At 61.9% G+C, this 16,615-nt stretch carries 19 protein-coding genes and 1 pseudogene; 6 read left to right on the forward strand and 14 right to left on the reverse strand.

Translation table 11 applies throughout. From position 1 onward, the window contains the following. A pseudogene (locus ATY75_RS24660) lies at positions 1–275 on the forward strand (XRE family transcriptional regulator); the annotation flags it as partial. A gap of 4 nt (positions 276–279) precedes the next feature. On the opposite strand, the gene ATY75_RS24665 reads toward ATY75_RS24660, so the two are convergent. Together ATY75_RS24665 and ATY75_RS24670 are read right to left on the reverse strand one after the other, a co-directional pair. Beyond that, a complete protein-coding gene (locus ATY75_RS24665; RefSeq protein ID WP_008534291.1) occupies positions 280–693 on the reverse strand; it encodes a hypothetical protein in 414 nt (137 codons plus the stop codon). A gap of 9 nt (positions 694–702) precedes the next feature. Next, a complete protein-coding gene (locus ATY75_RS24670) occupies positions 703–1,251 on the reverse strand; it encodes a hypothetical protein (RefSeq protein WP_008534289.1) in 549 nt (182 codons plus the stop codon). A gap of 254 nt (positions 1,252–1,505) precedes the next feature. On the opposite strand from ATY75_RS24670, the gene ATY75_RS34735 reads away from it, so the two are divergent. The 4 genes from ATY75_RS34735 (at position 1,506) to ATY75_RS24685 (ending at position 5,633) form a co-directional block, all read left to right on the forward strand. Then, complete coding sequence (locus tag ATY75_RS34735; RefSeq protein WP_004672595.1) at positions 1,506–1,664, forward strand: hypothetical protein; 159 nt, start codon at positions 1,506–1,508, stop codon at positions 1,662–1,664. A gap of 169 nt (positions 1,665–1,833) precedes the next feature. After that, positions 1,834–2,721 carry a hypothetical protein gene (locus tag ATY75_RS24675; protein WP_245317627.1) on the forward strand — a complete coding sequence of 296 codons (888 nt, stop codon included), beginning with the start codon at positions 1,834–1,836 and terminating at the stop codon, positions 2,719–2,721. A 23-nt stretch (positions 2,722–2,744) separates the two neighbouring features. Further along, the gene (locus tag ATY75_RS24680; protein ID WP_088939564.1) at positions 2,745–4,676 is read left to right on the forward strand and encodes a flagellar biosynthesis protein FlhA; all 1,932 of its coding nucleotides are present in this window, start codon (positions 2,745–2,747) and stop codon (positions 4,674–4,676) included. Between the two features lie 42 nt (positions 4,677–4,718). Further along, a complete protein-coding gene (locus ATY75_RS24685) occupies positions 4,719–5,633 on the forward strand; it encodes a pectate lyase (RefSeq protein WP_088939565.1) in 915 nt (304 codons plus the stop codon). Between the two features lie 60 nt (positions 5,634–5,693). On the opposite strand, the gene ATY75_RS24690 is transcribed toward ATY75_RS24685, so the two are convergent. The 12 genes from ATY75_RS24690 to ATY75_RS24745 form a co-directional block, all read right to left on the reverse strand. Next, complete coding sequence (locus tag ATY75_RS24690; RefSeq protein WP_088939566.1) at positions 5,694–6,491, reverse strand: EscU/YscU/HrcU family type III secretion system export apparatus switch protein; 798 nt, start codon at positions 6,489–6,491, stop codon at positions 5,694–5,696. Further along, positions 6,478–7,287 carry a flagellar biosynthetic protein FliR gene (locus ATY75_RS24695; RefSeq protein WP_088939567.1) on the reverse strand — a complete coding sequence of 270 codons (810 nt, stop codon included), beginning with the start codon at positions 7,285–7,287 and terminating at the stop codon, positions 6,478–6,480. The genes ATY75_RS24690 and ATY75_RS24695 overlap by 14 nt, the downstream gene beginning before the upstream one ends. Before the next feature lie 10 nt (positions 7,288–7,297). Continuing rightward, a complete protein-coding gene (locus ATY75_RS24700) occupies positions 7,298–7,567 on the reverse strand; it encodes a flagellar biosynthetic protein FliQ (RefSeq protein ID WP_004672590.1) in 270 nt (89 codons plus the stop codon). A 65-nt stretch (positions 7,568–7,632) separates the two neighbouring features. Then, positions 7,633–8,286, reverse strand: coding sequence for a type III secretion system export apparatus subunit SctR (gene sctR, locus ATY75_RS24705; protein ID WP_037145374.1), 654 nt, complete (start codon positions 8,284–8,286; stop codon positions 7,633–7,635). Continuing rightward, positions 8,286–9,305, reverse strand: coding sequence for a type III secretion system cytoplasmic ring protein SctQ (gene sctQ, locus ATY75_RS24710; protein ID WP_088939568.1), 1,020 nt, complete (start codon positions 9,303–9,305; stop codon positions 8,286–8,288). Before sctQ ends, sctR begins: the two co-directional genes overlap by 1 nt. Beyond that, a complete protein-coding gene (locus ATY75_RS24715; RefSeq protein WP_088939569.1) occupies positions 9,302–10,621 on the reverse strand; it encodes a FliI/YscN family ATPase in 1,320 nt (439 codons plus the stop codon). The genes sctQ and ATY75_RS24715 overlap by 4 nt, the downstream gene beginning before the upstream one ends. Then, positions 10,614–11,177, reverse strand: a complete 564-nt coding sequence (gene sctL, locus ATY75_RS24720; protein ID WP_088939570.1) for a type III secretion system stator protein SctL — start codon at positions 11,175–11,177, stop codon at positions 10,614–10,616. Before sctL ends, ATY75_RS24715 begins: the two co-directional genes overlap by 8 nt. Then, the gene (locus ATY75_RS24725; RefSeq protein ID WP_088939571.1) at positions 11,174–11,803 is read right to left on the reverse strand and encodes a hypothetical protein; all 630 of its coding nucleotides are present in this window, start codon (positions 11,801–11,803) and stop codon (positions 11,174–11,176) included. The genes sctL and ATY75_RS24725 overlap by 4 nt, the downstream gene beginning before the upstream one ends. Before the next feature lie 2 nt (positions 11,804–11,805). Then, positions 11,806–12,636, reverse strand: a complete 831-nt coding sequence (gene sctJ, locus ATY75_RS24730; protein ID WP_088939572.1) for a type III secretion inner membrane ring lipoprotein SctJ — start codon at positions 12,634–12,636, stop codon at positions 11,806–11,808. Further along, a complete protein-coding gene (locus ATY75_RS24735) occupies positions 12,633–13,109 on the reverse strand; it encodes a hypothetical protein (RefSeq protein ID WP_088939573.1) in 477 nt (158 codons plus the stop codon). The genes sctJ and ATY75_RS24735 overlap by 4 nt, the downstream gene beginning before the upstream one ends. Before the next feature lie 50 nt (positions 13,110–13,159). After that, complete coding sequence (locus tag ATY75_RS24740) at positions 13,160–13,417, reverse strand: hypothetical protein (protein ID WP_088939574.1); 258 nt, start codon at positions 13,415–13,417, stop codon at positions 13,160–13,162. 303 nt (positions 13,418–13,720) lie between these two features. Beyond that, positions 13,721–16,261 carry a hypothetical protein gene (locus ATY75_RS24745; RefSeq protein ID WP_245317628.1) on the reverse strand — a complete coding sequence of 847 codons (2,541 nt, stop codon included), beginning with the start codon at positions 16,259–16,261 and terminating at the stop codon, positions 13,721–13,723. A gap of 25 nt (positions 16,262–16,286) precedes the next feature. Between ATY75_RS24745 and ATY75_RS35195 the strand changes: the two genes are divergently transcribed. Further along, a complete protein-coding gene (locus ATY75_RS35195; RefSeq protein WP_245317629.1) occupies positions 16,287–16,577 on the forward strand; it encodes a hypothetical protein in 291 nt (96 codons plus the stop codon). Positions 16,578–16,615 lie beyond the last annotated feature (38 nt).

Here is a 16,615-nt window from a genome sequence, read left to right on the forward strand (position 1 = left end):
CTTCGATGCTCTACGAGCTTGCCAATTGCCTCAAGATCCCTGTTTCGAGGTTTTTCGAAGGTCTTCCAGATCCCGAAACCACTCAGGGCCAGCAAATCATAACAGAGATCGATGAGAAGATTGCCTATATTTCCACGGCGGAGGGACGGCGTCTGATAGACGACGTTTTGCTCCTTTCTCCGCGTGTGCGCAGCCGGGTCGTTGCCCTCGTCAGCTCGATTGTCGATGAAGAGATGGAAGAACAGAAGCCGGTTGGTTCATCTGCTGGTTCTTAGCTCCCTACCGGTCGATTTTCTCCGCTGCTTCAAGCGAAAATTCGACGCGCAATACCGCCTTCTGTGCTCGCGAAAAATCGGCGGCGACGTGTTCTGCCCGCTCTTGCGCGGCGCGCCGGGCGGCTTTGTGTTGCGCAAGCGATAGGCCGGCATCGGCTTCATGGCTGCGCAATACGGATTGTCGCATCAGCGCGTCCTGAAGCTCGGCGGCGGCGATGACACCACTCTTGCGTAATACGTCGACGACAGGATTGCCGGCGGCCCGGCTTGCCGCGATGTCGAGCGCTTCGGAGGCTTTCGTTTCCCGCTCCCGCGCGCTTTCGGCATCCGCCCGCGCCTCGGAGAGGCTGCGGGAAAGATTGTCCGCCCGCAGGCTGCGGATCTGCAGCAACTGCCTGAGAGATTTCAACGCCTTCATATCAGCCGCTCAGGCACCGTTGTTCGTCGTCAGGATTTCCAGCTGGCCGCCCTTGATGACCTTGATGCTGTCGGCTTGCTGCCGGCTCAGCACGTCTTCGACGGCCTTGGTGAAGACGGCGGGCCCGCGCACCAGCACCAAGCCGCTGGCGGGATCTTCACGCAGCGCATCGTCCGGCAGCAGCGGGAACAGCGCGCGAATGGCGTTTTGCTCGGTCTTCCAGCTGCGGCCGCCGCGATCGAGGACAACGGTGGAGACCTCCTGCTTCGGCGCGATGATGATGCGGCTGCCGTCATAGGCGACGAAGAGATTGCTGGCATCGCCAAGCTTGACAAAGGCCTTGGCTCCGCTTTCCCGGACGGACCAATGCTCGACCTTGCCGCTCAGCGTCCCGACTGTCGTGACCGGGATGCCGGACATGAAGGACAGCGTCTGGACGACATCGCCAAGCGGCAGGGAGACGACATCCAGGCGCACCTCCCGCTCGCTGGCGCCGGCCGGTGGAGGAAAGGAGGCCAGCAGTCCGATAGCGGCCATGTAAACAAAACGCGCAAACATCTGAGTTTACCTCACGATCCGGATATCGCCCGACAACTAATGAACGAATGAAGGCAGGGGCTGCGAAATCCAATCTATTAATAATTATCTGATCTACTGTTGCAGATCATCGGCCCGCTGGGAACAGGACGGATATCCATTTCGCGCATTTGTTGTACATATCGCGAATTAATAACTTTTTAACATAAGCTATTGAATTCGATCTTGAATTCTGCAAGGTTCTGGCCGCCAAAACCATGCAAGGAGTTCAAGACATGGCTAGTACTTCGACACTTGATGCGGGCATCGGCTCGGCGATTTCCGCCTTCAAGTCGGCCCAGAACGAAGCGACCGAGCAGAGCCTGAAGGTTGCAACCGAAATCACCAAGATCAACGGCGTCGCAAACGCCATCAAGAAGATCGGCCCAGGCTGATTGAAACAATGGCGAGACGGGTTCGCCCGTCTCGCTTCCCCGCTCTCGAAGACAATAAAAGCCGCTCGACGGACGGTTCGGGAACAAGATGGTTATGGATCTAGATTCCTCTTCGCCGACATTCAGAGGTAACGCCGGCAACGCTGCGTCAGGCAGCGGCGGACCAGTCTTGCGCATCACGCGCGCCGGGCGCAGCTCCAATCTGCCGCTGACGGCGGAGCGGCAGGTGGTCGGCGGCAGCGCCGATTGCGACCTGATCATCCTCGGCGCCAAACCGGAACCCGCCTTTGCCATCAGTCTGCAGCGCTCCCGCGGCTCCGACACGGTGTCGTTGACCGCGCTGCGGGATGACGTCGTGATCGACGGTCGTTCCATCCCACGCGATCGGACGATGACCCTTACGAAGAGGCAGACCATCTCCTTCGACGGCACGGCCTGCGAACTCGAAGCTCTCGGCGCCGGGCGCGTGCGGTTCGCGCCACGCCGGATTGCGGCTGCCGGCCTTCTCGGGCTGGCGGCGTTGCTTTTGCTGGCCGGGCTTTACAACAGCGATGCGCCGGCTCACGAAGCCCCGCTCGTCAGGGTTTCCGCCGCGCCGGAACCGGCGCCGTCATCGGCGGCAATTGCTGCCGAAATCCGCCAGGTCATTCGTATGGCTCAGCTTCCCCAAGATCTGAGCATCGTCGCCACCGCCGACGAAATTCGCATCGGCGAAGGATCGCGCCCTCTCGGCCTGCCCGACAAGGCCAAGCTGCGCAGCATCATCGCCTCGATGAGCCGGCGCGGTTCCGTTTCCATCGTCGATCTCACCGCCCTCTCTTCCGGTCTCGACGGCTTCGTCGCCGCCGCCGGCTATACGCCCGTCAGATTCATCATCGGCTCCGACGGCCGCCGCTACGAGGAAGGCGATGTCGTTTCGAGCGGCTGGCGGATCAAGGAGATCGGCAAAGACCAGATGACCGTTTCCCGCGACAATGAGGACGATACGGTCAATTTCGCCCCCGCCGGCAGTGCCGAGCCGAAGCTCGCCGAAATTTCCAGCAGCGAACAAGAATAGGCGATGGCGTCGGAAGCCGGATCATGAAGGTAAGGTCATCCGCCATCGCCATGCTTGCGCAACGCACCGATATGCTGCTTGCGGTGTTTTTCGCCTCCGTCGTGACGATGCTGGTGCTGCCGCTTCCGACAATCGTTCTGGACGTGCTGATCGCTTTCAATCTCTCCTTCGCTTTCGTGGTGCTGATCACCACGACCTATCTGAAGAGCGTCCTCGAAATCTCGACCTTTCCCGCGGTCATTCTGATCGGCACGCTGTTCCGCCTGGCCTTGACGATTTCCTCGACCCGGCTCGTGCTGGCGGACGCCGATGCCGGCGAGATCATCATGGCCTTCGGCGATTTCGTCGTTGCGGGAAATGTCGTCGTCGGGCTGATCATTTTCCTGATCGTGGCGCTGGTGCAGTTCATCGTGGTGACGAAGGGCGCCGAGCGCATCGCCGAGGTCGGCGCGCGTTTCACGCTCGACGCCATGCCGGGCAAGCAGCTCGCCATCGACAGCGACCTGCGCAACGGCCATATCACCACGGAAGCCGCGCAGAAGCGCCGGTCGCGCCTCGAACAGGAGAGCCAGTTCTTCGGGGCGATGGACGGCGCGATGCGCTTCGTCAAGGGCGATGCGGTCGCAGGATTGGTGATCGTCGCCGTCAATCTCATCGGCGGCCTGGCGATCGGTATCTTCCAGAAGGGCCTGAGCTTTGCCGAGGCGGCCCATCTCTATACGCTGTTGTCGATCGGCGACGGTCTGGTGTCGCAGATTCCGTCCATTCTGATGGCAGTCTCGGCCGGTATCGTCGTGACCCGCGTGTCCGATGACGGCAACGGCAGTCTCGGCAGCGATATCGGCCGCGAACTCTTCCGGGAGCCCCGTGCATTGGCTATTGCGGCGGCGCTGACGATCTGCGCGGGCTTCGTCCCGGGATTTCCCACAGGCGTGCTCGGCGCGATCGGCCTGTGTCTGGCGGGCCTTGCCTTCATGGTGCATCGCCGGCGCGCCGGCCCAGCCGCGGCCGGATCGGCGAATGCCGTGGAAAGCGCCAATTCCTATCCGCTCGACAGGACGAAATATGGCGATCCCGTCATCGCCACCGTCGCGGTGGAAACGCTGGCGCGGCTTGAGGCGATGCGACTCGGCGAAATGCTGGACGGGCGGATCCGCATGGCGGCGCGCGCCGTCGGCGTCTCCGTGACGGTGCCGACGTTCAACGCCGATCCCCGCATGGCCGAGGATCTGATCCACCTCCAGGTCGAAAACGTGCCCGCCGGTCTCGTCAGCTGCGGTCCCGAACGGACGGCCGAACAGATTGCCGACGACATCGTGCGCATCGTCCGCCGCCATATCGGCGCCCTGTTCAGCGTCGACGACGCGGCACAATGGCTGGGCAGCCTCGAACCGCGTCTCGGCAAACTGGCGATCGACGTCGCCACCCAGGTGCCGCTGATGCTGACGGTCGCGGTCGTCAGACGCCTGCTGGATTCCGGCGTGACGCTTTCCCAGCCGCGCGGACTGCTGGAAGTGATGCTGCACGCCGGCACCGATCACGCGCCGGATGCCCTGGCCGAAATGGCGCGCGCCGCGCTGGTCAAGCAGATTGCCTTCGGGCTTCTCGACCGGCGCGGATTGCTGCCGGCGCTGGTGCTTCCCGCCGAATGGGACCACTTCATCCGCTCCTATGACGCCGCTGGAGCGACCGAGAAGATCGAGATAGCCGAAAGGCTGCGCCTGCTGGCCGAGAAAGCCAGGCAGGCTCTCGAGGACGCCAACGAGCGGGGATACGATCCCGTCATCATCGTGCCGGGCGAGTGGCGCCTGCTCACCCAGACGCTGATGATCCACCACAACTGCCGCATTCCGGTGCTGGCGGCGGAGGAGATCGACAGGGATATAACGATCGAAACCATCGGAGAGATCGGGCAAATCCGGAACGCTGCCGGCTCCAAACAAAGGCCGGGCTGATAGAGCAAGTGAAGTAGACGAGACCAACTGGGGATGAATGCAATGTGTGGCGTAGATGGACAAAGGCCCATAGACTTCGACAGAACCTCCCGTTTCGACCTTGAGTCCGGTTGCCTTGGCGGCAGCAATAGGACGGACACGGATTTCACCGCCATCCGAACCCGCAAGGTCTCGCCCTTCGAAGATTTCTCCGGCAACCCGCCGACGCTGACCTCCTATGTGCCGAAGTCGCGGGAAACGTCGGAAAACGGCATGGATTCCGACCCCAAGGATCTGCTGCGCAAGCACATCAACTGGCAATCCGACTCCAAGAAGGCGGATCCATCCGACGAGAAACAGGCCACGACTTTGCAGACCACGACGGAAAAACCCGACCTCTCGAAAGAGGGCAGCGTCATCGTCGTCAACGAGCCGATCGTCGTGGATGGCGGCGTGTTCGACGGCAAGGGCGCGACCTATACGGCCTCGTCCAAGCTCGGCGATGGCGGCCAGTCCGAAACCCAATCGCCGCTGTTCATTCTCAAGAACGGCGCGACGCTCAAGAATGTCGATCTCGGCGAGAATGGCGCCGACGGCATTCACGTCTATGGCGGCGCGACGCTCGAAAACGTCAATTGGCAGAATGTCGGCGAGGATGCGCTGACGGTAAAAAGCGCCGGCGACGTCACTATTATCGGTGGCTCCGCCAAGGGCGCGACCGACAAGATCTTCCAGATCAATGCCGACACGAGGTTCTATCTGAAGGATTTCGTCGCTGACGGCTTTACCACGCTCGTGCGCACCAACGGCGGCAAGCAGATCGACGCCGACGTCACCATCGATGGCGGGGCGTTCTCCAACGGCAGCAACGTCTTCCGCACCGATAGCTCGCTTGCCAGCGTGACGTTCCTCTCCGATATCACGCTGGACAAAGTGAAGAACTGGACGCGTGTGGGTGACAACCAGTCGGGCGTCTGAGACGCTTGAGCACCGGGATGACAAAGTGAAGAAAAAGCGGGCGCCTCAAGCTCCCGCTTTTCATTGCCGGCCTGGCCCTTGCCTGCGCGGCGGGCTGCTGCGCATTTCCGCGCCGATCTGCCGGCGCGCCGATTTAAGCTTCGGGTCCCCCTGGGTATCCTTGTATTCGCGCCGCGCCTCGGTCTTGGTCATGCGGTGTTCGTGCCTGAACAGCGCGCGCGAAATGCGGATATCGAAAAGCGCCGCCGCCACCATGATGCCGGCGGCAATGACGAGGATTGAGCCGAGGAGATGGGCTGTCGTGGAGAGCGTGCATGCTTCTCCGCAAAGAGGCGACCAGAAGATGCTGTTGAGGAAATAGAGGATCGCACCGCCGCCGGCGGTGGCGAGCAGGACAAACTTGACGAGCCCCTTGACGAACTCGGCGATGCTCGCGAGCGAAAAAAGCCTCTTGATGCCCTCGAACGGATTGAGCCGGGTGAAATCGAAGCTCATATGTTTGAACGATACGGGAAACCCCTGCCCGTCGAGGATCGACACCAGGATGGTCGCGGCAAGACCCATGGCAAGCGGCAGCCAGATGAGATCGAGCAGCGCCACGCCGGTTTCGCTCAAGCCGACAGTGACGGCGTCGGAGAGGTCGGCCCGCGCGGCGGACTGCAGGCCGCTATCGAAACTGCGGGTGAAATCCTCGAGGATATCAGGCAAGCCCCAGGTGACGTAGACGGCGATGGCAAGGACGGAGATCGCAACCGGGATTTCCTTCGAGCGGGGAACCTGGCCCTCGCGCCGGAGCCGATCGAGCTTCACCCGGCTCGGCGGCAGGGTTTTTTCCTCGGTATCGTCATTTTTGGCCATCAGCCACCTCCAGCATGGCTTTCACCTCGTTGAATCCATCGATCCAGAGATCGTGGAAATAACTGGAGATGAAGGCCGTGTAGATGACAAGAATGACCACGACCGCGAAGTTCTTGATGGCCGGCAGGCTATCGTTCAGCGGGAATTGTTTCGACGAGCGGCCAACGAAGGCCAGCGACAATTCGAGCGCGCAGGTGACGATCATGAACGGGGCGGCAAGCAATCCGGCCGCTTTGAACAGCCGGCCGAATACACCGAGGATCATGTCGAGCGGATCATCGGGGATGGTGGGCATGAGCTTGAAGAGCGGCCAGAACTCGAACGACTTGTAGAAAATCGCGACCAGATCGATGATGCCGCCGGCGCTGACGAAAATCACCAGGGCGATCGACATCATCAGCGAGCCGAGCGGCGCGGTTTCCAGCGCGTTGATCTGGTCGAAGAGATTGGCGGCATTGGCGCCGCGATAGACATCGGTCATATCACCCGCCGCCTGGGCCGCCCAAAAGGGAATGCCGAGCCCCATGCCGATAAGCGCCCCGAAGCAAAGTTCCTTCATCGAAAGGGCGGCCAGATCGAACCAGGACGTATCTCCGATAGCCAGCACCGAATAGGCGAAGGCGACGGAGGGCGCCGAAAGGCCGATTGCCAGGCCGAAACGCAGAATGCCGACGATGCTGAACAGCGAGAAGATCGGGAAGATCAGCAGGATCCCGAGCGCGCGGGCGGCGCCGAGCATGGCTGCGGCCGGTGCCGCGACCTCGATGCCGACGAGCGGAAGATGATCCGGCCCCATCCGCCCCGCCTCACTGAACCATGGTCGGGAAGTCGTTGAGGATATGAACGGAATGTTCGATCAGCGGCGTTGCCAGCACCCGGCCGAACAGCAGCAGGGTGATGGAGATCACGAAAATCTTGACGATCTGCGCGATGGTCTGCTCCTGGATTTGCGTTGCCGCCTGGAAAATGGCGATGATCAGCCCGAGAAGCGCGGCCAGGCCTAGAATGGGGCCGGCCAAGGCGAAGGTCGCCATGACGGACATGCCGATTTCAGCTGCGACCTGGTCTTCACCCATGACGGCAGGCCTTTCGCGTGGGCGCGGCAGGCGCTCGAACCGGGGCTTGCGTGAAGGCGGGATGTTCACTGCGCATAGGACAGCACCAGACCTTCCAGCAATCGCCGCCAGCCGTCGATCGAGACGAACAGCAGCAGCTTCAGCGGTGTCGACACCACGGTCGGGGACATCATCTGCATGCCGAGCGCCACCAGAATGGCGGAGACGGCGAAGTCGATCATCAGGAAGGGCAGATAGATCAGAAATCCGATTTCAAAGGCCCGCGTCAGTTCCGAAACGAGGAAGCTCGGCGTCAGCACGGTTATGTCGTCGGAGGCAATGGAGGTTGCCGGCGCGTTTGCCCAGATCTTCTGCGACGCCTGCACGAAAAAGTCGCGCACCTCGGCGTCGGAAAATTTCAGCATGAAATCCTTCAGCGGCGCCGCCACTTTGATCATGCCGTCCGCCATGCCACTGACCGTGCCGAAATCGCCGCTATGGGCCAGCAGCAATTGCCAGCTGTTTTGCAGCACCGGGTTCATCACGAAGGCGGAGAGCACGATGGCGATGGCGAAGACCAGCAGGTTCGGCGGCGTCTGCTGAATGCCGATCGCATTGCGCACGATCAGCAGAACCACCGAAATCTTGGTGAAGGACGTCGCAATCACGGCGATGACAGGCAGCATCGAGATCGCCGCCATCGCCACGAGGCTCTGGGCAAGGGGAAAGGTCTGTTCCATCAGTCGTGCAGCGCTGTCACGCGAACGGCGCTCAACCCATCCACGGAAATGATTTCGCCTCGTCCGATAATGCGGCCCTGGGCGATGATATCGACGGCGTCCGACAATGGCCTGTCGAGGTTGAACACATAGCCCTCGCCGATCGTCTCGAGTGTGCGCAGCGGCAGTTCCAGCCGTCCTGCATCGAAGACCAGCTTGATCGGGATGCTGTCGACAGGCGACGGACGCGGCTCGCCCTGCAATTCCTGATCGACGGTTTCATTCGTCATGAAATGCCTCATTGGTCCGGTTGGCGTCGACAGCAGCGGCTGGGTGAGGACCGCGCCTTTGTCCGAGCGCATGCAGGTTGCAAGGTAACGTTCACCGGTGATCGCGACCACGGTCTCCGCTGCCCCCCCATCGATGACGATGCCGTCCCCCAATCGCAGGGATTTGATCTCACCGACCGACAGCACGGCATAACCGCGCCGGATGTTGACCGCCGTCGTCAGGGCTTTGAGCGTGCGGCGCGGCAGGCGGCTTGCCCAGCCGACGAGGCCGGCAAGGAAGGTTTCATCGAAACGGCCGCTCAAGGGCAGGCTCATGCCGCTCCAGCCGATTTCGAAGCCGAAATTGCCGCTGGAATCCGGCTGCGGCTCTGCACCGATCTGCAGCAGCGACAGGCTGATGCCGATCTTGTTCTCGATTGCCTCGAAGGCCTCGACGAACTGATGTTCGACCACCGCCGCCTGTTCATGCGGCGACAGTTTTTCCCAGAGGAGCAGCGGTTCAAGCCTTTCGGCCAGCAACCGCAATGCGCCGGCCGACGCAATCAGCATCTGCTCCCGTTCGCCGATGCGGCAGAGAAGACCGACCGGATCGACGATCCGCGTGGCTGCGATATCGGGGGACAGTGGGCGAACGGAAAGCGTCTGCTCCCGGACCGGAATTTGCCAGGCGGCGCGCATCGTCGTGCCGGAACGGGAAAAGAAGCTCCCGGCCATCGATGAGCGGGGCCATGCGGGCGCGGCGATATTCATCGGACAAGCTCCTCGAGCGCTTCGACGATTGTGCCGAACGGCTGCGGCTTGCCCTGGCCGTTAAACAGGAAGCGCTGGATGAGCCCGTGTTTGGCGACGGCCTCGTCGACGGCGGCGTCGCGCCCCTGGCGATATTCGCCGACGCGGATCAGCAGTTCCACCTCGTCATAGAGGGCAAGCAGGGCGCGCAGCCTGTCGGCTGCCTGGCGATGGCTCTCGCTCACCACTGCGCTCATCGTCCGGCTTCGGCTGGCCAGCACATCGATCGCCGGAAAATTGCCCGCCCTGGCAATCTTGTCGGAGAGCACGATATGGCCGTCCAGCAGCGATCTGGTTTCTTCGGCAATCGGATCGTCCTGCTCTTCGCCTTCGACGAGGACCGTATAGAAAGCCGTCATCGTGCCGTTTGCGCTGTTGCCGGCGCGCTCGAAGATCTGCGGCAGGACGGCGAATACGGAAGGCGGAAAGCCGCGTCGCACCGGCGGTTCGCCGGCGGCAAGCCCGACTTCGCGCAAGGCGCGGGCCATGCGGGTGACGCTGTCGATGACGAGCAGCACATGTTTTCCCTGCTCGCGAAAATACTCGGCGATCGCCGTTGCCGTCATCACCGCCTTGAACCGCTCCAGCGCCGGGCGATCGGATGTGGCGACAACCAGCGCCACATTCGAGGGGACACCTTCCGGCATGTTGCCGGCAACGAATTCGCCGACCTCGCGTCCGCGTTCGCCGACTAGGGCGCAGACGATCACATCGGCCTTGTTGTTGGCGACGATCTGGGACACCAGCGTCGACTTGCCGGCGCCAGGCGCGCCGAAAATACCGATGCGCTGGCCCTGGCCGCAGGTCAGCAATCCGTCCAGGGCGGCAATTCCCGAGGTAAACGGCTGGCGGATAGGGCGGCGCGACAGAGGATCGACCGGCTGGCCATAGAGCGGCTGCAGGAAGCGCGCGTCCTCGCCGGCGGGGTTGGCGGAGGGACGCAGGATATTGCCATGTGCGTCGACGATCGCGCCGAGCAGGAAATTGCCGACGGAAACGGCCGGTTCCCGGCCGGTCGGGACGATTTCCGTGCGGTGGGAGATGCCGCGGGTTTCGCCGTGAAGCGAGAGAAGCGCCGTCTCGCCGTCGATGCCGACGACATCGGCAAGGCCGATGCGACCCCTGCCCGGCTCATGCAGTTCGCAGAGCTCGCCGATCCGAACCGAGGGGATGAGCGCCCGCACCAGCAGGCCCGAAACACTCTTTACGCGCCCGCTCTGCCGCCGCACGTCCGTTTGTTCGAGTGTCCGCTCCATCCGAAGTAACGCGTCAACCATGGACGAGGGCCTCGATCACGGTGGCGAGCTGGTCTTTCAAGCCGATCTGGCTGCGTCCCGCCGACGTCTCCAGAATAATCTCGCCGGCAGACATCAGCGGATCCGTCTCGATCGTGATGCGATGATCGATATCCGCAATTGCCCGGGCGATCATGGCGGCATCGTCGGGGGCGACATGCAGGGTGATCTCCTGGGCCTCAGCGGTCTGGGATATGGCGTGGCGGACCAATCGCCTCGTGCGCTCGTCGGCCTCCATCGATCCGAGGATCAATCCGACCGATTTCAGAACCACCGCCTCGACCCAGCTGTCGAGATTGGCAATTTCCTGTTCGGCTTTTCCGAGCGAGGCGGCAAGCCGTGCGGCGGCATCGCGAACGCCCTGTTCGAACCCGTCGCGATAGCCGTTTTGGGCGGCCTGCGCGCTGGCGGCGGCAAGTGTCGCCTGCGATTGGGCGGCGTCGTGGCGGGCAGCCTCCAGAATTTGCGCCGCCTCTCTGATCTGGCCGAAACTCTCCGCCGGAATGATGCGGTCGTGGCGTGCAAATCCCGAGCTCATCGTCCGGCGCCTTCCTGTATGGAGGCGACCTCGTCGACAGCGGCCGTCGCCAGAACGAGCGCCGGGCTCTTTAAGAGGGAAGCCGAGCCGTTTTCGGCCATATCGCGCCAGCCCGCCCACCGCCATGCCGCGGAGATCCGGTATTCGTCTGCCAGAAGCGTCAGCATCGACCAGCCATCGGCCTCGACGACATGCCTTGCCTGCTCGCTCAACAGATCAAGCGGCGGCGTTGCCGTGGAAAGATTGATGTGGCCGAGGGCGAATGCGACCGCTTCCTCGCCGTAGACGGCCTTGAGCCTCGCAAGGGTCGGGCGATCGACCGCGGGGCAGAAGGCTGCGAGATGATAGGCGAGGCCCGCCCGGAGCGCGGCCGTTGCGCGTCCGCCCGCGTCCATGGAAATCAGGCGGCGGGCGCCGTCGGCAAATGTGGCGGGGTCGCCATGGGCTTCCGCGATCTCAGTGAAAAGCCGCCGGTGCAGCCGCGACGACAGGGTAGACCCATCGGCAAGGAGCGGCGCGGTCCCATCCCATCGGGCGGCCGTCAGCATATCCGCGGAAAGCAGCGCTGCCTTGCGGATCCTCGCCGCATCCGAGATCGCCTCGCCGTCCGAACGCGGCGTGCGCATGCTCAGCGCTCCTTCCGCTGCGGCAATAGCAGCAGCAGGCATGCCCCGATAGCGAGGATGATGGCGCCGATCACGGCCAGATTGGGGCCTTTGAAAGCCGAGAGAGCGCTTTGCACCATCGAGAATGGCGCTGCAGCGGGTGCCGGCGTCACTGGTGCTGCTGGGGCGGGCGCTGCGGCTGCCGCCGGTACCGCCGGCGCGCCGACCTCCGACCAGGGGCTGACCACCACCGAAACATCTTCATATGAGAGGTCGCGGATGCTGTTGACCAGAACGGATCGGCTCTTCATGTCGATCTCGTTGAGATTGGCGCCGGGGCGATATTGCAGCACGGCCGCCGCCCTCGCCTTCTCCTTGATGAGCCCGCGGCCGTTCTCCTCCGGCAGCACCACATGGACGCGCGCCGTCGCCACGCCGTCAAGCCCCGAAAGCGTTTCGGCAAGCTGCTGCTCGGTGGCGTAGCTCATCCGGGCTTTCTGTTCGTAAGGCGTCACGAGGAAGCCGTTGCCGGGAAAGAGTTCGGCGACATTTCCGAACGACTGACGCGGCAGACCGGCGCCCGCCAGCAGCTCGATCGCCCGGGCATGATCGGCTGTTTCAGCGGTGATCGCATAGGTCCCGCCCTTTTCGCTCTTCATGGTGACGGAGATGCCGGCGCGTTCGAGCAGCACCTGAGCATCCAGCGCATCGCGCTGATCGAGTCCCGTCAGCACGTCCTGGCTGCAGGCGGCGAGGAACAGGCAGAGGGCGAGCACGGCGGCCTTCGGAAGGACTTTGCGCGCGGGCGAAGTGATCGGTGATCTCGCAAGGGCCGATGTGATCATGATATTCACTGGCCCTGCGTCAGCCGTTTGGACGACGACATCACCGACTGGGTGAGTGACGACAGCAGCGTCGTGCCGGTCGCGAATTGCTGTGATTTCTCCAGCCGGTCGATCGATGTCGTGATGTCTTCGATCTTCGGGCCGCTGTGATCCTTGTCCGCGGCAAATCGCACCAGCGGCGTCTCCGGCTGGCCGTTCCCGGCCACCGGCATGAAGAATGCCGACAGCCGGTCGAGAATGCTGGAGGGCCTGGTATTGCCTTCCGGTGAATAGGAGGGCGGGACGGCGTCGGACTCAGGCGCGATCTTGCGGCCCTGGATGTTGGGAATGGAGGTGAGTTCGGTTGGTCGAAGGCCGGCGAAATCCGCCGGTTGCAGTCCGATCCGCTCCGCCACGATCTCCGAGGTCTTCAGCACATTGCCTGTCGATACGCCGTCGACGGGCGGCGTAAAGGCGCGGCCGCAAAGTTCTTCTCCACTCATTGCAATTCCTCAACTCGGTACACGTCAACTGCAAACGATGAACGGGAACGCTACTCGTCGCTGCCTTCGTCGATCGCCTCCTTGGCGAAATTGAAAAGCGAATTGTTCAGCATCAGGGTGTTGGAAATCATGCCTGGCAGAAACGCGTCCACGGCAGCGGAGAGAATCTCGCTCTCGTTGTTCGGATCGACCTTTTTCGTCGTGCTGCCGGTGGTGTCCTTGGAACCCGTCTTATCAATCGTCAGTTCCACCGAGACAGGGTTTGCAGGCGCCAGGTTCAGGTCGGAGTTCACTGCATCTACGGCCATATGAGCACTTCCATCAAGGAGTTATCAAAATGAATGCATGATTTGATATGGATAAAAAAACGGCCGGTCAATTGTTTAAACTTAACCGATGGTTAATTTTCGGAAATTACAATCGGCTTTGACAACTTTCTCGACCTTTATATTAAAATTGAACGTTTTTATCCATAAAGCGCAGCAGATATCCAGATTGCGCATGAAATTCACACTTCAATTATTGCTATCAAATGTTCACAGGCCCGACCGCCTCTACGCCAACCGGGCCTGTGAGTACCCAGATATTTGGTGTTGCGAAAGCGTCCCGGATCAGCCCACCGCCGTACCGCGGCGCTTCTCGATATCGGCGATGATCGCGTCCCAGTTCTCAGGGGTCAGCTCGCGCTGTTCCGGGTCGCGGGGCGCGGGGGCGACGCCGCCCTTGGCGCCGACGATCGGGCCGGTCTTGGCGTAGATGCCGACCGTGTCGTTGACAGTGCGCTTAAGCATGTCGTTCATCATGTCGGTCTGCTTGTGGAAGGCTTTTTCCTGCTTGATGCTCTGGTAGATGGCAAAGCCCGCCCAGGCCGCCCAGGACACCGCGCAGGCGACTGCGAAGGCGAGCGAGAAGGCGCCGGAGACGAGCGCTACCGTTGCGCCCGTGCGCCCGAGGAAGGTGGAATTCACCAGCATATTGGCAACGCCTGCGATGCCCTCGATCGCGCCGACCGTGTCCGCCGCGGTTCCGATACCCATGAAGATGAGATCGACCGGATCGCCCTTGCCGCTCGTGAGCCCCTGCAGGAACTGGTAATATTCCACCGGCAGCCAAGCGACGCCGGCAACGGCGCCAACCGTCGTCCCGGTATTCTTGAAAAAGGCGGAGAGCACGCTGCGCTGCGCCCGCGCCAGCTCGTCGGAAACGCCGACGAGTGAACTGATCCCATCCAGCAGCGAAAAATTCGAGGCTTTGATCGCCGAGCCGAGCGCACTGCCCATGTGCGCGAGAGCGCCAAGGGCGTGCAGAACCACGATGCCGATGCTGTCCCAGGTCGGGCTCGTCATGTTGAGGCCGGCATAGATGGAGCGGGATGCGGTAAGCACCGACATCACGCCGGAAGAGAGCGCCGCCTTGTATTTGACAGGATCGACCCCTGCCGGCGCCGCCGTCGCGGTCTTGTCGATCAGCTTGGCAAGGTCGGCCTTGATCGTTTCGACGCTGCCGCCCGGTCGCATCGTCGCCCAAAGCGCGGTGAAGATCGTCGTGAAATTGGTCTTGTATTGCGCCATGGCATCGGCATTGCCCTTGAACAGGGTTTCCGCCAGCGCGTCGAGGCTCGGGGCGATGATCTTCTTGATCGCCTCTTCGGCGGTCTTGCCGTCGACGATGATTGGATCGATCACATCCGTGCCGGGCATCAGCGTCTTCATCAGGCCTGACATGGAAAGTCCCATGTCCTTGAGGCTCGATGTCAGATATTCGCTGTCGATATAGGGCAGATCGAGACTTTGGATGGTCTTGCTCCAGCCATTGTCCTTGGTGGCGAACATGCGCTCGGCGATCCAGGCGTCGCCCCCGCTGCCGGCGAAGAAGCGCCCGCCGTCTGAGCCGTTGGCGGCAATGCCCTTGCCGGCCAGCCCGGTGCCGATCATGATCGCCGCCATGACGTCGTTGAACGAATAGCTGGCGAGATTGCTGGAGGGCAGCGGCGAGACGCTCTTGTCCCACTCCGGATTGGCCGGCAACTTCGAGACCAGGCTGGCGCCCATGACGAGCCCTTCCAGCGCGGTCTGCACCGCATGGCGGTAGCCCAAGACCTCCTTGCCGCCGGGTGCGCTCAGGCGCGACGTCAGGCGCTCCAGATTGCCGGCGAGATCGCCGATGCCGATTTCTCCGGCGCCTACCTTGTCGAGCAGCGGACCGAGAAGCGCCTTGACGTCGGCCTTGAACTGATCGCGCACCTCGGGGCTGTCTCCCCCGTAAAACTGGTTGGCCATCGCCTGGATGGTCGGGTTGAACAGGTGGGTGATATTGTTGGGAACGGTGCTGCCGAATTCGGAAGCGGCAACCTTTTTCAAACCGTCGAGGTCGATCTTGAGATCGGGGAACAGGCTCCCGCCGAGCCCGAGCGACTGGTCGAAATCCACAACCGGCAGGATGGAGCCGAGCCCCTTCAGTTCCCGCTCGGTCTTGTTGCCGGCCAGTCCCATGCGGATCAGGCCATCGAGCGCCGTCGTCGGATCGGAGATCGTCGGCAGCACGTTCTTGTCGAAGAATTCGGCATAGGTCTTGTCGGCAATCGCCGAGCGCTGCTTTACGAAATCGTCGGGAAGCACCATGGAATAGAAGCCGAGGGCGGCATTATATTCCTTGAGAATGGTGGTGACGTCCTTGCCGGATTTGAGACCGTCATTCAGCAGGCCGCCATTGACGATGTCGCGCTCAAAGGCATCCTCGACCTTCGTACGCAGGTCCTTCATCTTCTCGTCACGCGTTATCGTGTCGTTGATGATCTCGGAAGCGTCCTTGTTCGTATCGGGCGGCGCCACGCGATAACCGGAGAAGATCAGCTTGAAGGCCTTCAGCGCCTTCTCCGTCATCAGCGAGTTGACGTCGGGGTCCGAGCCCAGGATGGCGATCGACTTGTCGAGATCCTTCAGGATCTCCTGGTCGTTGTAGATGCCGCGCTGGTTGTCGCCGAGGCTGTCCTTGTATTGGCCGAAGGTCGCCTTGGTCTGAAGCAGATCGAGATACATGATCAGTTTCTGCTCGGCAGTGTAATTGTGAGGGTTTTTGACGACGTCGATGCTCTCGAAGGATTTGTCCTTGTCCTTCAGCCCTTCCATGAAGCCCTGATTGATCTCGCTCATGAAATCGGAATTGAACAGGAGATCGATGACCGGCTGGATCGGCGCGGTAGGGCGGGACGTGCCATTCGACGTGGCGGCCAGCGAAACGAACTTCGGACTGCTCGTCTGCGCCGATATAGAGGAGAAAATCGTCATGGCTGCCGTCGTGGTCCCGTCAGAGGCAAAAGGCGATGCCTTCTTGACCGTGGTGCTCGTGGTTTTGCCCTGGCTCGTGGAATTTTCGGACTTTGGATCGGAATTGGCGTTTAGCCGGAGAAATGAAACCGTATCGATATCCGAAGATGCTGGTGCGATCGATGACATGCGTTCCCTTTGATTTTCTTTTTCCGCTTTTCGCGGATGACGTCGTTTACC

Source organism: Rhizobium sp. N122 (genome assembly GCF_002211295.1).
Taxonomy (GTDB): domain Bacteria; phylum Pseudomonadota; class Alphaproteobacteria; order Rhizobiales; family Rhizobiaceae; genus Rhizobium.

Bases quoted from the DNA above. Each gene is read 5' to 3' on its own strand.
- ATY75_RS24665 (WP_008534291.1), bottom strand. From the start codon at position 693: ATGAAGGCGTTGAAATCTCTCAGGCAGTTGCTGCAGATCCGCAGCCTG.
- ATY75_RS24670 (WP_008534289.1), bottom strand. From the start codon at position 1,251: ATGTTTGCGCGTTTTGTTTACATGGCCGCTATCGGACTGCTGGCCTCC.
- ATY75_RS34735 (WP_004672595.1), top strand. From the start codon at position 1,506: ATGGCTAGTACTTCGACACTTGATGCGGGCATCGGCTCGGCGATTTCC.
- ATY75_RS24680 (WP_088939564.1), top strand. From the start codon at position 2,745: ATGAAGGTAAGGTCATCCGCCATCGCCATGCTTGCGCAACGCACCGAT.
- ATY75_RS24685 (WP_088939565.1), top strand. From the start codon at position 4,719: ATGTGTGGCGTAGATGGACAAAGGCCCATAGACTTCGACAGAACCTCC.
- ATY75_RS24690 (WP_088939566.1), bottom strand. From the start codon at position 6,491: ATGGCCAAAAATGACGATACCGAGGAAAAAACCCTGCCGCCGAGCCGG.
- ATY75_RS24695 (WP_088939567.1), bottom strand. From the start codon at position 7,287: ATGGGGCCGGATCATCTTCCGCTCGTCGGCATCGAGGTCGCGGCACCG.
- ATY75_RS24700 (WP_004672590.1), bottom strand. From the start codon at position 7,567: ATGGGTGAAGACCAGGTCGCAGCTGAAATCGGCATGTCCGTCATGGCG.
- sctR (WP_037145374.1), bottom strand. From the start codon at position 8,286: ATGGAACAGACCTTTCCCCTTGCCCAGAGCCTCGTGGCGATGGCGGCG.
- sctQ (WP_088939568.1), bottom strand. From the start codon at position 9,305: ATGAATATCGCCGCGCCCGCATGGCCCCGCTCATCGATGGCCGGGAGC.
- ATY75_RS24715 (WP_088939569.1), bottom strand. From the start codon at position 10,621: ATGGTTGACGCGTTACTTCGGATGGAGCGGACACTCGAACAAACGGAC.
- sctL (WP_088939570.1), bottom strand. From the start codon at position 11,177: ATGAGCTCGGGATTTGCACGCCACGACCGCATCATTCCGGCGGAGAGT.
- ATY75_RS24725 (WP_088939571.1), bottom strand. From the start codon at position 11,803: ATGCGCACGCCGCGTTCGGACGGCGAGGCGATCTCGGATGCGGCGAGG.
- ATY75_RS24735 (WP_088939573.1), bottom strand. From the start codon at position 13,109: ATGAGTGGAGAAGAACTTTGCGGCCGCGCCTTTACGCCGCCCGTCGAC.
- ATY75_RS24740 (WP_088939574.1), bottom strand. From the start codon at position 13,417: ATGGCCGTAGATGCAGTGAACTCCGACCTGAACCTGGCGCCTGCAAAC.
- ATY75_RS24745 (WP_245317628.1), bottom strand. From the start codon at position 16,261: ATGAGCGAGATCAATCAGGGCTTCATGGAAGGGCTGAAGGACAAGGAC.
- ATY75_RS35195 (WP_245317629.1), top strand. From the start codon at position 16,287: ATGACCGGCTGGATCGGCGCGGTAGGGCGGGACGTGCCATTCGACGTG.